Source organism: Natrinema thermotolerans (assembly GCF_031165565.1).
GTDB lineage: Archaea > Halobacteriota > Halobacteria > Halobacteriales > Natrialbaceae > Natrinema > Natrinema thermotolerans.
The window spans coordinates 1475396-1487771 of the sequence record NZ_CP101873.1 but is presented as its reverse complement, the minus strand read 5'-3'; the positions used below and the strand labels follow the sequence as shown (position 1 = coordinate 1487771).

Below are 12376 nucleotides of genomic sequence, written 5' to 3'. Positions count from 1 at the left end.
CGCGCCACCGCATGGCGGTTCGTCGATCCGCTGTGAGAGAGCAGTCGCTACTGTTCGACTGTCCCCTCGTCCTCGCCGGGCGGTGTGCCCACGCCGGGCGTCGGGCGGTCGATTGCGTCGATCACGCCCTTGCGGTCGTGGATCGCACGGTAGGCCCGCCGCAGCAGGCTGTCGAACCCGGATCGAGAGACGGTCGCGCTCACCCGGCCGTCGCGGATCGCCTCGACGATCGACTCGGGGGTAAGCCGGTCGGCCTCTACGACGGTGTAGGCCCGCCCCACCTCGACGGGGTAGTGGGCGTCGCTGCCGCCGACCAGCGGCAGGTCGCGGTCGCCGGCCAATTCCTCGACCAGCGGCTGCGATCGGGGGTGTTTGCCGTTGACCTCGATCGCGTCGAAGGGGACGTCCTCGAGTTCCCGCACCGTGCTGTTCCGGAACGGGTGGGCGACGATGGCGGCACAATCGCGGTCGTGGGCCAGCGCGACGGCCTCTTCGGGCGAGAGCGCGCCGGGTTTCGTCGCACGGGGCGGATCGGGGCCGACGACGAGGACGTGGCCCCGATCCGTGGTGATCTCGATGCCCGGTAGCGTCGCCACGTCGGGCGCGGGATCGAACGGCGTGTAGTAGTCGTGATTGGTGGTCGCGACCCCGTCGAGGCCGCGGCGTTCGGCCACCTCGGTGAGGAGTCTAACGCCCAGCGGGTCGAACCGGTCGCCGAGCGCGCGGCGACCGTGGAAGAATCGCGTGTGCGCGTGCAGGTCGACGGTGTACACGGATACGCAGACGCCGGCCAGACCCTTTTGCGCTCGGCCGGCGTCTCCCATGGTATGCAATCGGAGGGGCCGGACGACGGTCGTTCGAGCGACCGCGTCCTCGTCTGCAACCCCGTCAGCGGCAGCGGGGACCACGTCGACACCGTCGCCGCGCTCGCGGACCGACACGGCTTCGCGATCCGGACGACAGAGGAGGCGGGCGACGCGACCCGGCTCGCACACGAGGCCGCGCCCGACGCCGACCTCGTCGCCGCGGCCGGCGGCGACGGCACGCTCAACGCGGTCGTCAACGGCGTCGCAGCCGCCGACGCCCTCGGGTCGACGACGGTCGCCGTCGTCCCGGCGGGCACGGGCAACAACTTCGCGACGAACGTCGGGATTCGGGGGATCGAGCATGCCTTTTCGGTGATCGAAGAGGGCCGCCGCCGGGAGATCGACGTCGGCTGGGCCAACGACCGAACCTTCGTCAACTCCTGTGTCGGGGGGATCACCGCCGAGGCCAGCAGCGAGACGACCCCCGAGAGCAAGGCCGAACTGGGGGTGCTGGCCTACGTCAAGAATACGATCGAGACGGTCGGGGAGTTCGACTCGCTCCCGCTGCGCGTCGAGACGGCCGCGGGCCCGAACGGCGAACGGGCCCGCGCCTGGGAGGGCGAGGCGATGTTCGTCCTCATCGGGAACTGCCGGCGTTTTACCGGCGCACGGACCGCACAGGCCGATGTCGAGGACGGCCTGCTCGAGGTGACGATCGTCGAGGACGCCGCGACGACGGACCTGCTGAGCGGCGCGGCCCTCGAGGGGTTGTTCGGCGGCGATAGCACGCATATCGTCCGCCGACGAACGCCGACGCTGTCGATCGAGAGCCGCGGGGACGCCGTCGAGTACAGCCTGGACGGCGAGACCCTCGAGACCGAACGGCTGCGACTCGAGACCGAGCCCGGCGCGCTCACGATTCCCGTCGGGGAGACGTACCGGCCCGATCCCGACGGGGGCGAGCTATGGTCGCTCGAACCCGCCGGATAGGGAGCATATCGATTCGAAACGGCCGTCACGAGACGATACTGGTTTCAGGAGTCACGGTAATTGTGCGGATATGAGTACGCCGGAGGAAGACCTCCAACACGAGAACGCCGGACAGGACGTGATCGCCGTCGACGCCGACGATACCGAACTCGAACTGGTCAACCGGCTCGACGCCCACACCGGCGACGGGATTCGTCACCGGGCATTTACCTCGCTCGTCTTCGACGGGGAGGGCAATATTTTGCTCGCACAGCGCGCGCCGGACAAGCGCCTGTGGGGCACCTACTGGGACGGCACCGTCGCCTCCCACCCCGTCGAGGGCCAGAGTCAGGAGGAAGCGACCCGCCAGCGTCTCGAGGAGGAACTGGGGATCTCCCCGGACCAGTACGACGACCTGCAGCTGACCGACCGGTTCGAGTACAAGCGCTACTTCGAGAACGCGGGCGTCGAACACGAGGTCTGTGCCGTCCTGCAGCTGACGCTGTCCGACCGGAGCCTCGATCCCAACGAGGAGGAGGTCGCCGGCCTGATGTGGGTCCCGTACGAGCGACTCCACTCGAACCCGGAGTGGTACCGCCAACTGCGACTCTGCCCGTGGTTCGAAATCGCGATGCGACGGGACGTGCGATAACGAAACGCACGACGAAACACCCTCGAGAAACAGTACACGAGCGGGAGGTTTATAGGGGAGTGCCCACACATGGCGGATAGACTGCGATGGTGATGGGTACGCTCAGACGGCTTCTCCGGGGGAGTATCAGTACGTCGGTCGCGTCGACGGGGGAGTCGACCGCCACGGCGGCGACGGCGGAGCCGTCGGCCGAGGCGAAGCGGCCCGCCGAACAGCTCGATATCTGTCTGTTGAGCTACCGCTCGAACCCCTACTCCGGGGGACAGGGCGTCTACGTCAAGTACCTGAGCCGAGCGCTGACGGAGCTGGGCCACTCCGTCGACGTCATTTCGGGCAAACCGTATCCCGACCTCGACGACGACGTCGGACTGGTGAAACTCCCCGGCGAGAACGTGGTCGACGAACTCGACCGGCTGGGGCAGTTCGAACCCTCCTATCTGCGGGAGCCGCTGGCGCTCTACGAGTGGCTGAGCGCGCTCACCGGCGGCTTTCCCGATCCCTACGCCTTCGGCCGCCGGGTCGTCGACTACTTCGAGACACACGATCCCGACTACGACGTGATCCACGACAACCAGTCGCTGTGTCACGGCCTCCGGACGCTTCGCGAGCGCGGGCATCCCGTCGTGGCGACGGTACATCACCCGATCACCGTCGACCGCGACGCCGCGCTTGCGGCCGCCGACGACTGGACAGAACGGCTCCTGATCCGACGGTGGTACCGGTTCCTGCGGATGCAACGCGAGGTCGTTCGGGAGCTGCCCCACGTCCTGACCGTCTCGGAGTCGGCCAAACACCGCACCGTCACCGACTTCGGAGCCGACCCCGACTCGATCCGGGTCGTCCACAACGGGATCGACACCGACCTGTTTCGCCCCGTCGACGGCGATCACGACCGCCCGCGCGTGATGACGACCGTCAGCGCCGACGTCCCGCTGAAGGGGGCCCGACACCTGCTCGAGGGGTTCGCGACCGTTCGGGAATCGATCGACGCCGAACTCGTCGTCGTCGGCGAGTTCGACGAAGGCGGCGACTGCGATCGGCTGGTGTCGGAACTGGGGATCGCGGACGCGGTCGAGACCCACAGCGAGATCAGCTACGAACGGATGGTCGAACTCTACGGCACCGCCGACGTCGCCGTGGTCCCCTCGATCTACGAGGGCTTTGGCCTGCCCGCCGGCGAGGCGCTGGCCTGTGGCGTCCCGGTGGTCGCCACCACCGGCGGCGGCCTCCCCGAAGTGGTCGGCGATGCGGGGGTCCTCGTCGAACCGGGCGATTCCGACGCTATCGCCGACGCCGTTCGCGACCTGCTGACCGACGACGAGCGTCGACGGCAACTCGGCCGGCGCGGCCGGGAGCGCATCGTCGAGGAGTTCGACTGGGAACGGGCCGCCCGCGAGACGGTCCGGGAGTATCGGGCCGCCATCGAAACCCGGTCGCGGGGTGTCTGAGATGGAGACGATCGACTTCGATCGGCTGACGCTGACTCCCGGTATGCGGGTCCTCGACGTCGGCTGTGGCGAGGGCCGTCACGTCAACGCCGCCGCCCTCGAGAACGTCGGCGAAGTCGTCGGACTCGACCTCGAGCGGGCGAACCTCGAGGCGGCCCGCGACGATCACGACGAGTACATCGCGCCCGAGTCGGACGTGCCGGTCACGTTCCTCTCGGGGGACGCGCTCAGACTGCCCTTCGAGGACGGCGCGTTCGACGTCGTTCTCTGTACCGAGGTTCTCGAACACATCCCCGACTACGAGGCGGCCCTCGACGAACTTCGGCGGGTCTGTGCGCCGGGCGGGACGCTGGCGGTCAGCGTCCCGCGGGCCGGCCCCGAGCGGGTCTGCTGGGCCCTTTCCGACGAGTATCACGAGGTCGAGGGCGGCCACGTTCGGATCTTCGACCGCGAGGAACTGCAGGCGGCGATCGAACGCCGCGGCTTCGAGCGGGTCGACGGCCACTTCGCCCACGCCCTGCATGCCCCCTACTGGTGGCTGAAGTGTCTCTGGTGGGACCGCGACCAACAGGGTGACGCGCCGCTGCCCCTGCGGGCCTACGACCGGTTCCTCGAGTGGGACGTCCTCGAGTCGCCCCGGCCCGTGCGGCTGCTCGAGCGCGGGCTCGACCCCGCGCTGGGCAAGAGCGTCGTCTACTACTTCGAACTGGAGGGGTCGGCGTGAGCAACGCCACGCTCGAGTCGCTTTCCGACTGGGGGCTCGAGCCCGCACTCGAACACATCGAGCGCGCCCAGCGCTCGGACGGGCTCATCCTCTGGTATCCCGAGGGGCCGGCCGATCCGTGGGACCACGTCGAGAGCGCGATGGCGCTGTCGATCGCTGGCCGCGAGCATGCAGCCCGTCGCGCGTACCGTTGGATCGCCGACGCCCAGCACGACGACGGGGCGCTGTGGGCGACTTACGGTGAGGCCGAGGACAACGACGGGGCCCACGCCGGCGACGAGCCGCGCAAGGAAACCCACCGCAGCGCCTACGTCGCCGTCGGCGCCTGGCACCACTATCTCTGTACCGAAGACCGGGCATTTCTCCAGGAACTCTGGCCGACCGTCCGGGACGCCCTCGCGTTCGCGTGCCGCCAGCAGGCCCCGACCGGCGAGATCTACTGGACCGTCGGCCCCGACGGCGAGCCCTACGAGGACGCCTTGATTTCGGGCTGTGCCTCCCTCTACAAGAGCCTGGCCTGCGGCGCGGCGATCGCGGACGCGCTGGGCCGCGACGAGGCCCGCGAGCGCTGGCTCGCGGCCCGCGCCGACCTCGGCGAGGCGATCCGCGAGCGGCCCGACCGCTTTGACCGCACCTGGGAGAGCAAGTCCCGCTACGCGATGGACTGGTTCTACCCCGTCCTCTGTGGGGTCCTGACCGGGGACCCGGCGCGCGAGCGCCTCGAGGCCGGCTTCGATCGGTACCTCGAGGCGGGACTGGGCTGTCGTTGCGTCGCGGACGAGCCGTGGGTGACCGTCGCCGAGTCCTGCGAACTCGTCGTCTCGCTGGCCGCGGTGGGCCGGACGGAGCGCGCTCGCGAGATCTACGACTGGCTCTTCCAGTGGACCGACGATGAGGGGGTCTTCTGGACGGGCTACCAGTTCGAAGACGAGGAGTTCTGGCCGGGCGAGCGGCCGACGTGGACCGGCGGAGCGGCGGTGTTGGCTGCGGATGCGTTGTCTGGGATGTCGGAGGCTTCGGATCTGTTTACTGATTCATTGTTTGAATGACCCGATTCAGGTTGGTGTGTCCTAATGTACTGGAAGAGTCACAAATAGAATGACGATAGAGACATCAGGAACTGGTGAGCAGACATCTTGCTTCAGCAAATCATATCATTAAGAAGCGTGAACAAAACATGATACCCATCTACCTCCGAGCGAAAATCACCAATTGGAATTCACGTGTACCGATAAATTGAGGTATTATCACTTGGTAGATAGTGGTATCAGACAGAGATGGATCCTATAAGTAGAGAGAACAAGTTCACTTACGACGGATACCTCATATTTACACCGTTCTCTACTACCGTTAGGGATGAGAATATATCTCAGACTGAGATAGTCGACACTCTATTAGACGAGATTCCTAATTATTCACTAGGCACACCACAAAACCCTGGTAAAGGCATTCAGAAAATCCCCTTCCAAAAACACCTCCAAGGTTCATCATCAGAATTCCCTGATGACCTTTCTTCTGTAATAGCGCTTAGATACAAGTATGAAGAATTCGATAAAATCAAAGCAGTTGTAGATGGCAGTCGACGTATGGTTTCTGTCCCAAATGAGAGATCGGTTGATATTTATTGGAATTATCCCAATTATATGTCTTTTAGAGGTGCTAAAAAAGACATTAAGGAAGTACAATCAATAATTCGATCCGCCCTATTTCAGACAGCAACTATTGACCCAATTAGACTTGAGAGTGATTTCTTTTTGTGGCTATTTTATCAAAACTTCTCATCAGATGGGCGAATATCGAAAATGATGATAAGAATAACCGACGTTGAACTCCAAGGAGAGACGGATCTTTTTGGCAAAAAGAGTACTGTTCGCAATTCCACAGATGCTACAAAATCAATACCTATATTGATAGGCCTTTTGCAGAACAAATCTATCTCTGGAATTGAAGTAGAGTTTGCTATTCAGAACCAACGAATAACGGCGTCAATTCAAAGAGACCAAGTGCAGGTAAAGGCGTCGCAAGGGAGTTTACCTAACCAAGAATCAATAGAAAGGATTGCTAGTTCCCTGATGTTACTGGACTTCCTTTACTCACTGTATGATGAATGGCTCGACCTCCCAAACAATGAAAAGTATCCCCCATTGACCTTCTTTGAGGAACTGTATAATATGAGCAAAAATCAGGGAGTAAAAGTAGAGACGCAGTTGACACAGCCGCTTAAAGAGTATGCAGCGAAACGTGGTGAAGATCCGTCTGACTACGGGTATGAGTTCCAATGAGGGAAATTCGGAAAATATCGGGTCCGTTGACACCGGATAGTTTCTCCAACTCTGATTTTTCTAATCTAGATGTGGGTCAGAAGAGTCCTCATAAAGAGGAGATAGATAAAGTTAATATAGAATGGAATACATATGAGATATCATATCGTCCTGAGAACCCATTTGGTGATTCCACGACAACTATTGAAAGTCAATTAGATGTCTATCCAAATATAGACTTGATCAGTATTCAGGGAGATAGTACCCGTGTAATCCGTGAGATTATTGAATGTATAAACTCAGTCATGTATGATGAGGCGCGGATTTTGCCAAATATCGGGCTTTCCAGAAATGAAATATGGGAACTTGTCGAATCTGCAGAATTGGTGGTTGAGGTTGTGCACGAAGATGACCTAACTACACATGAGCAAACTTTGCAGTCTCTGGACAAAGACAAACCGATAGAAAAAGCAGTTGTACACTTTACACGAGAAGATGAGAGGATATCAGTAGTCTATAATAAAGGTCATTTATGGATATCTGCCAATTCGGACCAATCCTATCAATCCATAATAAAAAATTTGATAGACATAATTGATTGAAATGCCGTTGGAATGGAGATCAACCGTAGTTAAATTCGGGAGAAATAAGCTCTTAGTAGTGGCTGGTATTCTTCTTAGCTTCTTATCTTTTTTATCTCCTTTATTTTCAGATAGCGTTCGTATAGTGATTGCGGGTGTGATTTTGTCTACTGTTCTTGCCTTCTTGATATACTCATACCGATTTGCATCTTCAGTAGGAATTACTTGTGTACCAAAAGAAGAGAGTAATACCGCTAAAGAACAGCATCATGGCGAATACCGTGTCAAAGATGGACATACAAAATTTAATACTTACGTTTGTATCCCAGAATGGCAATCTGAGCCAGAAGTAGAGATTAGTTTGAGTGATAGCTTTGAGATTGCTGCATGGAATTACCCAGACGACGTTGAATTCAACGAATCATATACAAAGTTTGAGGGATCTAGAAGGGACAATTTCAGCTTTGATCTTGAATTAGATGGCAAAGAAGAGGAATTATATGGGGGAGACTTTACTATTGAGTTTGTTGATAAAATGACGGACAATACAGTCCAAAAAATAGTACTAGATCCGATTTAGGTGTACAACAAGACCCGCTTCAGCCAGATATTCATTATGAGTGCTCGAGATCGTCGCTCTCTAATTCGCCCTCGAGATATGCCCGCCCCTGTTCACTGATCCGATACAGGCCTCGATCTTCGTCGTAATACTCTACCAGCCCACCATCCTGTAATGCCCTCAATCTACGCCGTACGTGCGAAATCTTGTAATCGATGTTGGCCTCGACGGTGGACGGATTCGCGACGAGAGGCCGGTTTCCCTCGTTGAGCAGGAACTCGAGGATCGCATCGTCGGCCCGCGTCATCCAGTCCACCCGTGGCCGTCGCATTCTGTATCCAGTCACCGGATCACCGCTACTCAGTCTTCACTCGGTTCTAAGTCCTCGGCATCAAGTTCGCCCTCGAGATAAGCACGGCCGCGATCCGTAATCCGGTAATAGCCCCGGTCGTCGTCGACTTTCTCCAGTAAGCCGTGGTCCACTAACACCGGAAGACGTCTTTTTACTGTGGATTTCGAGATCCCTACCAAATTGTATTCTGCAACCGCTGGCGGGATCGCAATCCCTGCTTCCTCGAAGACCTCGAGAATTGCAGGATCAGACTTTGTCATCCATGAAACCAGCGGACGCATTCAATCGGTAGTCTCGCTTTCCTATGATAACTTCTAGTGGCATGCAAGTGATGGCTACTATTTGAGTCCTTGATGAACCCATATGGGGTAATTATAATACCTTTCCGTTTGTTAGTGGAACATGGAGGCCAGACGGACCCACCGCTGCCCGATTCGGTCCTCGAAAATGCGGACCCGGTGTCTCTACCACCGGTCCGCGTGGCTTCCGTAACCCACCCGAAAGCCATGTCGGATCACGACTCGCGGGACGTTGAACCTCCCGCTCGAGCGGACGCATCAGCAGCCGACTACCCGTCAAAAGACGGCCGGCGCGCGTGGATCGAACTCACCGGCTTCCAGCGCGACTGCCTCGAGGCGGTCGCCCGCCGCGAGCGCGACGGCAAGTCCTGCTACCCGTCGGGGATCGCGTGGACCCTCGAGCACTGGTATCCGGCAGTGAGCCGCGCCCGACTCGAGCCGAACCTGCGCGCGCTCGTCGGGCGCGGCCTGCTCTCGAAACGCGACGATCAGGGGGTCACCTACCGGCTCACCGACGCCGGGCGCGCGCTGTTGCTCCAGCGCGCCGAACGCCTCGCGGGGCTCTACGAACGCCGGCTCGAGCCGATCGACGGGGTCGCTCGAGAAAAACCGAGCGGATAACCGACGGCGCGCTATCGCGGGATCGACTCGATCTGTATCGACCACCGACGCCCGGTGGGACAGAACCCGATCGGCGGCCTCGAGCGCCGGCCGAATTCCGGTCGGGCGAGTGACCGACGCGATCGTCGTGACGGCCGGCGTCGACGGCGAAGCCGAGACGGGCCGACTACTACCGCGGATCGACGGCGGAATTCACTCGTGTTACGCCGTCTACTGAGTCGAAGTCGTCGTCGAACGAGTAGAGATACTCGATCCCCGTTCGCTGCATGTACGCGACGATCGACGCGTCGACGAAGGAGAGATGCGGATGACGGCGGAAGAGGGCCTGCGTGGAATTGAAGTCCGTTTTCGGGGTGTGTAGAAGTCGAAAGTGGCTCCCTTCGATAAGGAGATCCATCGTCTGCGTCGCCTTTCGGTGGGTCCCCTTGTTGAGGAGCAGGTTCAGCGTCTCAGCGAGGACGTGATCCGTGATATGCAGTTCCGGTAACTGTCCGTGATCTACCCCTCCGATGATCTCCGTGGCCCGTTCGTGAAACTCGTCGTGCGCGCTTCGATGGGCGAAGAGAACGCTCGTATCGACGGCCGCCGTCATTCGATCCCGAACTCCTCTTTGGCGTCGACGGCGTTTGTCTCCCCCATGTCGATCGGTTCGATGTCGTCGAAGACGCCCTCTCGCTGGTGAACGACCTCGATCTGTAGATCGTCGTCGTCGTCGAGATGCCAGCGGAGTTTGTCCCCTTCCTCGATGCCGAGCTGGTCCCGAACGAGGGACGGAATCGTGACACCGCCGCGTGCACTGACTGTCGTCTCCTCCTCTATCTCCGGTGTCATGGGTGACGTGTGGTTCTCGACGGACATAAATAACATGTGGGTGTACATGAGCGGTTTCACTCGTTGGTCGTCGGTGTCAGGCCGCTCCTGTTCCCCGACGGACTCCCGCGGCGGCAGCGATCGCCCTCTTCGCGTTTATCCGGACCGGGATGATCGTTCGGACGTTCGGTACGCGTGTCGTCCTCAAGCGTCGCCTCGATATCTATAGTAGCCACTGAAACGATTTACACACTGATCGCGACGCAGTCGTGCGATCAGGTGTGCAATGACTTTCAGTGGCTACTATAGTTACGGGACCGACCGGGACACCCGCACCGCACTGACAGCTGTGAACGGCGACTCGGTCACTCCGTCACGGTCGCGACGGAACCCGCGCGATCCCCGTATCGCAGATCACACACGATCGCAACCCGTTTGCCTCGGTAAACCGGTCGAACAGCCCGGAGAGCCGCACGTCGTGGCTGGCCAGGACCCCGCCGGACTCGAGCTGCCCCAACGCCGTCTCGTACTCGAAGCGCATGTGGGGCAGCCGGTGGTCCGAGTCGTGCAGGAACAGCTCGACGGGGCCGACCGACTCGAGCAGGTCGGGCAGCACCTCCCGTGCGTCGCCCCGATGGAGTTCCCATCGGTCGCGACAGCGATCCGGGATCAGGTGGCCGTACTCGAAGGGACCGGGCGGGCCGCCGGGCAGGTCCACCGAATGCAGGGTACCGCCGCCGTTCTGTTCCATCGCCGCCAAAATGTGTGCGTCGAACGAGCCGAACAGCACGCCGGTCTCGACGGCCGTCTCGACCTCGAGCGCGCGACAGACGACGTAGATCGTCACGCCGTCGCGCCAGTGGGTCGTGTCGGTGGCGACGCCGGCGTCGTGGATCTCGGTGACGCGGTCGGCGTAGGCATCGTGAAACCACTCGAGGTCGTCGTACTCGCGCTCGTATTCGCGGAGTTCGTCGGCCGAGGCCGGCAGCACGTCGGCCAGTCGGTCGGCCCGTTCGCGCGTCTCCCGGCCGTAATCGAGCCGGCGGCGCTCGAGGCCGAGCCGGGCCTTTCGGAGGGCATAGATCGCGTCTCGGATCGGGGTCCCGTCCATTATCGGTACCCCAGCGCCTCGAGGCGCGATTCGATCTCGCCGTCGTCGTCTCCGGCGGCCGAATCGCCCTCGCGGATCCCCGCCGGAAGGGCGGGGTCACAGGTCTCCCGGTCACGGCCCTCGCGGACGACCCAGGGGACCCGGCGCACGGCGGGGACGGGGGTACCCGGCGGGTGTGACCAGACGCCGAACTCGCCGAGGCCGTTGCCGTGGTCGCTGGTCAGTGCGAGCCGGCCGTCGCAGTTCTCGTAGAGTCGGGTCAGGTCGTCTAAGACCCACTCGAGGTTGTCCCGGTAGGCCGCCCAGACCGCCTCGCGGGACAGGTCGCCCTCGCGGACCCGCAGCCAGGGGTCGTTCATCGAGTCATCGTCGTCGTCGGCCTCGGCGAAGGCCTCGAGCGCCTCGCGTTCCTCGGCGGTCAGCGATTCGGGGTCGAACTCCTCGTCATCGTCGTCGGCCTCGACGAACTGGCCCCAGTGTTCGATGTCGGCCGAGCCGAAGAACCAGTCCGGCTGGGACCGGAAGGGGGCATGGGGCTGCATGTAGTGGACGAGAACGCGATCGATCCCCAGTCGATCGCGGGCGCGCCAGACGGCGATCGCGGCGTCGGTCAGCGGCGCGGGCGGAATCGTCGAGATATCGTCGTCGACCCACTCGTCTCGCCAGGCCTCGTGGAGGACGCCGAAGTCGTCGGCCGAAAGCGGGAGGACCTCGTCGGAGGTCACGAGGATGTGGTCGCAGGGTTGCGAGGAAAAAGGGTTGCCGGTCACGTAGGCGGTCCGGGCCATCCGCTCGCGATGCTCGGGGGCGAAGGTCCGATCCATCCATTCTGCCGACTGGGAGCCGACCGACCACAGCGAGCCCACCCCCTCGGGCCCCGGCAGCAACTCGTGGCCGGCGGCCGCGGTTTCGCGCATGAGATCGTACCGGCAGCCGTCGAGGACACAACAGACGTCCCACTCACGTTCCCAGACGGCCGTCGACGGGACGAGACGGGAGATCGCGTGTCCGACGCGGCCGGTCGCGATCGATTCCGTCAGCCTCGTGAGATCCATTCGGTCGTCCCGTTCCTCGGGGCGATTCTGTTAGTAGCTTTTGATCGACGGCCGACCCGTTGTCGGCCGTGGGTCCGTCGGTCACCCCCGCGTGGCACGCGACCGTTGTAGTTTAGCGGAACGCGGCA

General features: G+C 61.4%; 16 protein-coding genes. 9 read left to right on the top strand and 7 right to left on the bottom strand.

Annotated elements, in window-relative coordinates; all coding sequences use genetic code 11:
* Positions 1 to 47: 47 nt before the first annotated feature.
* The gene (locus tag NP511_RS07685; protein ID WP_049965101.1) at positions 48 to 773 is read right to left on the bottom strand and encodes a PHP domain-containing protein; all 726 of its coding nucleotides are present in this window, start codon (positions 771 to 773) and stop codon (positions 48 to 50) included.
* A gap of 54 nt (positions 774 to 827) precedes the next feature.
* Here NP511_RS07685 and NP511_RS07680 point away from each other — a divergent pair, with 54 nt between their 5' ends.
* The 8 genes from NP511_RS07680 to NP511_RS07645 all read left to right on the top strand — a co-directional run bounded on the left by NP511_RS07680 (position 828) and on the right by NP511_RS07645 (position 8021).
* Positions 828 to 1796, top strand: coding sequence for a diacylglycerol/lipid kinase family protein (locus NP511_RS07680; RefSeq protein ID WP_049965059.1), 969 nt, complete (start codon positions 828 to 830; stop codon positions 1794 to 1796).
* Between the two features lie 70 nt (positions 1797 to 1866).
* The gene (locus NP511_RS07675) at positions 1867 to 2427 is read left to right on the top strand and encodes an NUDIX hydrolase (RefSeq protein WP_006182604.1); all 561 of its coding nucleotides are present in this window, start codon (positions 1867 to 1869) and stop codon (positions 2425 to 2427) included.
* Between the two features lie 86 nt (positions 2428 to 2513).
* A complete protein-coding gene (locus tag NP511_RS07670; RefSeq protein WP_211249097.1) occupies positions 2514 to 3875 on the top strand; it encodes a glycosyltransferase family 4 protein in 1362 nt (453 codons plus the stop codon).
* Position 3876: 1 nt separating this feature from the next.
* Positions 3877 to 4599 carry a class I SAM-dependent methyltransferase gene (locus NP511_RS07665; RefSeq protein WP_049965057.1) on the top strand — a complete coding sequence of 241 codons (723 nt, stop codon included), beginning with the start codon at positions 3877 to 3879 and terminating at the stop codon, positions 4597 to 4599.
* A complete protein-coding gene (locus NP511_RS07660; protein WP_049965056.1) occupies positions 4596 to 5648 on the top strand; it encodes a glycoside hydrolase family 15 protein in 1053 nt (350 codons plus the stop codon). The genes NP511_RS07665 and NP511_RS07660 overlap by 4 nt, the downstream gene beginning before the upstream one ends.
* Before the next feature lie 228 nt (positions 5649 to 5876).
* Entirely contained in the window at positions 5877 to 6881 is a 1005-nt protein-coding gene (locus NP511_RS07655) for a hypothetical protein (RefSeq protein ID WP_136396869.1), read from the top strand.
* A gap of 71 nt (positions 6882 to 6952) precedes the next feature.
* Entirely contained in the window at positions 6953 to 7462 is a 510-nt protein-coding gene (locus NP511_RS07650) for a hypothetical protein (RefSeq protein ID WP_136396868.1), read from the top strand.
* A gap of 58 nt (positions 7463 to 7520) precedes the next feature.
* Positions 7521 to 8021: a hypothetical protein gene (locus NP511_RS07645; RefSeq protein WP_136396867.1), complete on the top strand. Its 501-nt coding sequence runs from the start codon at positions 7521 to 7523 to the stop codon at positions 8019 to 8021.
* A 34-nt stretch (positions 8022 to 8055) separates the two neighbouring features.
* Here the strand turns inward: NP511_RS07645 and NP511_RS07640 are convergent, their stop codons facing one another.
* Both NP511_RS07640 and NP511_RS07635 read right to left on the bottom strand, forming a co-directional pair.
* Positions 8056 to 8307, bottom strand: coding sequence for a hypothetical protein (locus tag NP511_RS07640; protein ID WP_049965100.1), 252 nt, complete (start codon positions 8305 to 8307; stop codon positions 8056 to 8058).
* A 53-nt stretch (positions 8308 to 8360) separates the two neighbouring features.
* Positions 8361 to 8633 carry an IclR family transcriptional regulator gene (locus NP511_RS07635; protein ID WP_049965054.1) on the bottom strand — a complete coding sequence of 91 codons (273 nt, stop codon included), beginning with the start codon at positions 8631 to 8633 and terminating at the stop codon, positions 8361 to 8363.
* Positions 8634 to 8858: 225 nt separating this feature from the next.
* Between NP511_RS07635 and NP511_RS07630 the strand changes: the two genes are divergently transcribed.
* Positions 8859 to 9272 carry a PadR family transcriptional regulator gene (locus NP511_RS07630; RefSeq protein WP_049965053.1) on the top strand — a complete coding sequence of 138 codons (414 nt, stop codon included), beginning with the start codon at positions 8859 to 8861 and terminating at the stop codon, positions 9270 to 9272.
* 169 nt (positions 9273 to 9441) lie between these two features.
* Here the strand turns inward: NP511_RS07630 and NP511_RS07625 are convergent, their stop codons facing one another.
* The 4 genes from NP511_RS07625 to NP511_RS07610 form a co-directional block, all read right to left on the bottom strand.
* Positions 9442 to 9864, bottom strand: coding sequence for a type II toxin-antitoxin system VapC family toxin (locus NP511_RS07625; protein ID WP_049965052.1), 423 nt, complete (start codon positions 9862 to 9864; stop codon positions 9442 to 9444).
* Entirely contained in the window at positions 9861 to 10103 is a 243-nt protein-coding gene (locus NP511_RS07620) for an AbrB/MazE/SpoVT family DNA-binding domain-containing protein (protein ID WP_049965099.1), read from the bottom strand. Before NP511_RS07620 ends, NP511_RS07625 begins: the two co-directional genes overlap by 4 nt.
* Before the next feature lie 352 nt (positions 10104 to 10455).
* Positions 10456 to 11193, bottom strand: a complete 738-nt coding sequence (locus NP511_RS07615; protein ID WP_049965051.1) for a class I SAM-dependent methyltransferase — start codon at positions 11191 to 11193, stop codon at positions 10456 to 10458.
* Positions 11193 to 12248: an alkaline phosphatase family protein gene (locus NP511_RS07610; RefSeq protein ID WP_049965050.1), complete on the bottom strand. Its 1056-nt coding sequence runs from the start codon at positions 12246 to 12248 to the stop codon at positions 11193 to 11195. Before NP511_RS07610 ends, NP511_RS07615 begins: the two co-directional genes overlap by 1 nt.
* Positions 12249 to 12376 lie beyond the last annotated feature (128 nt).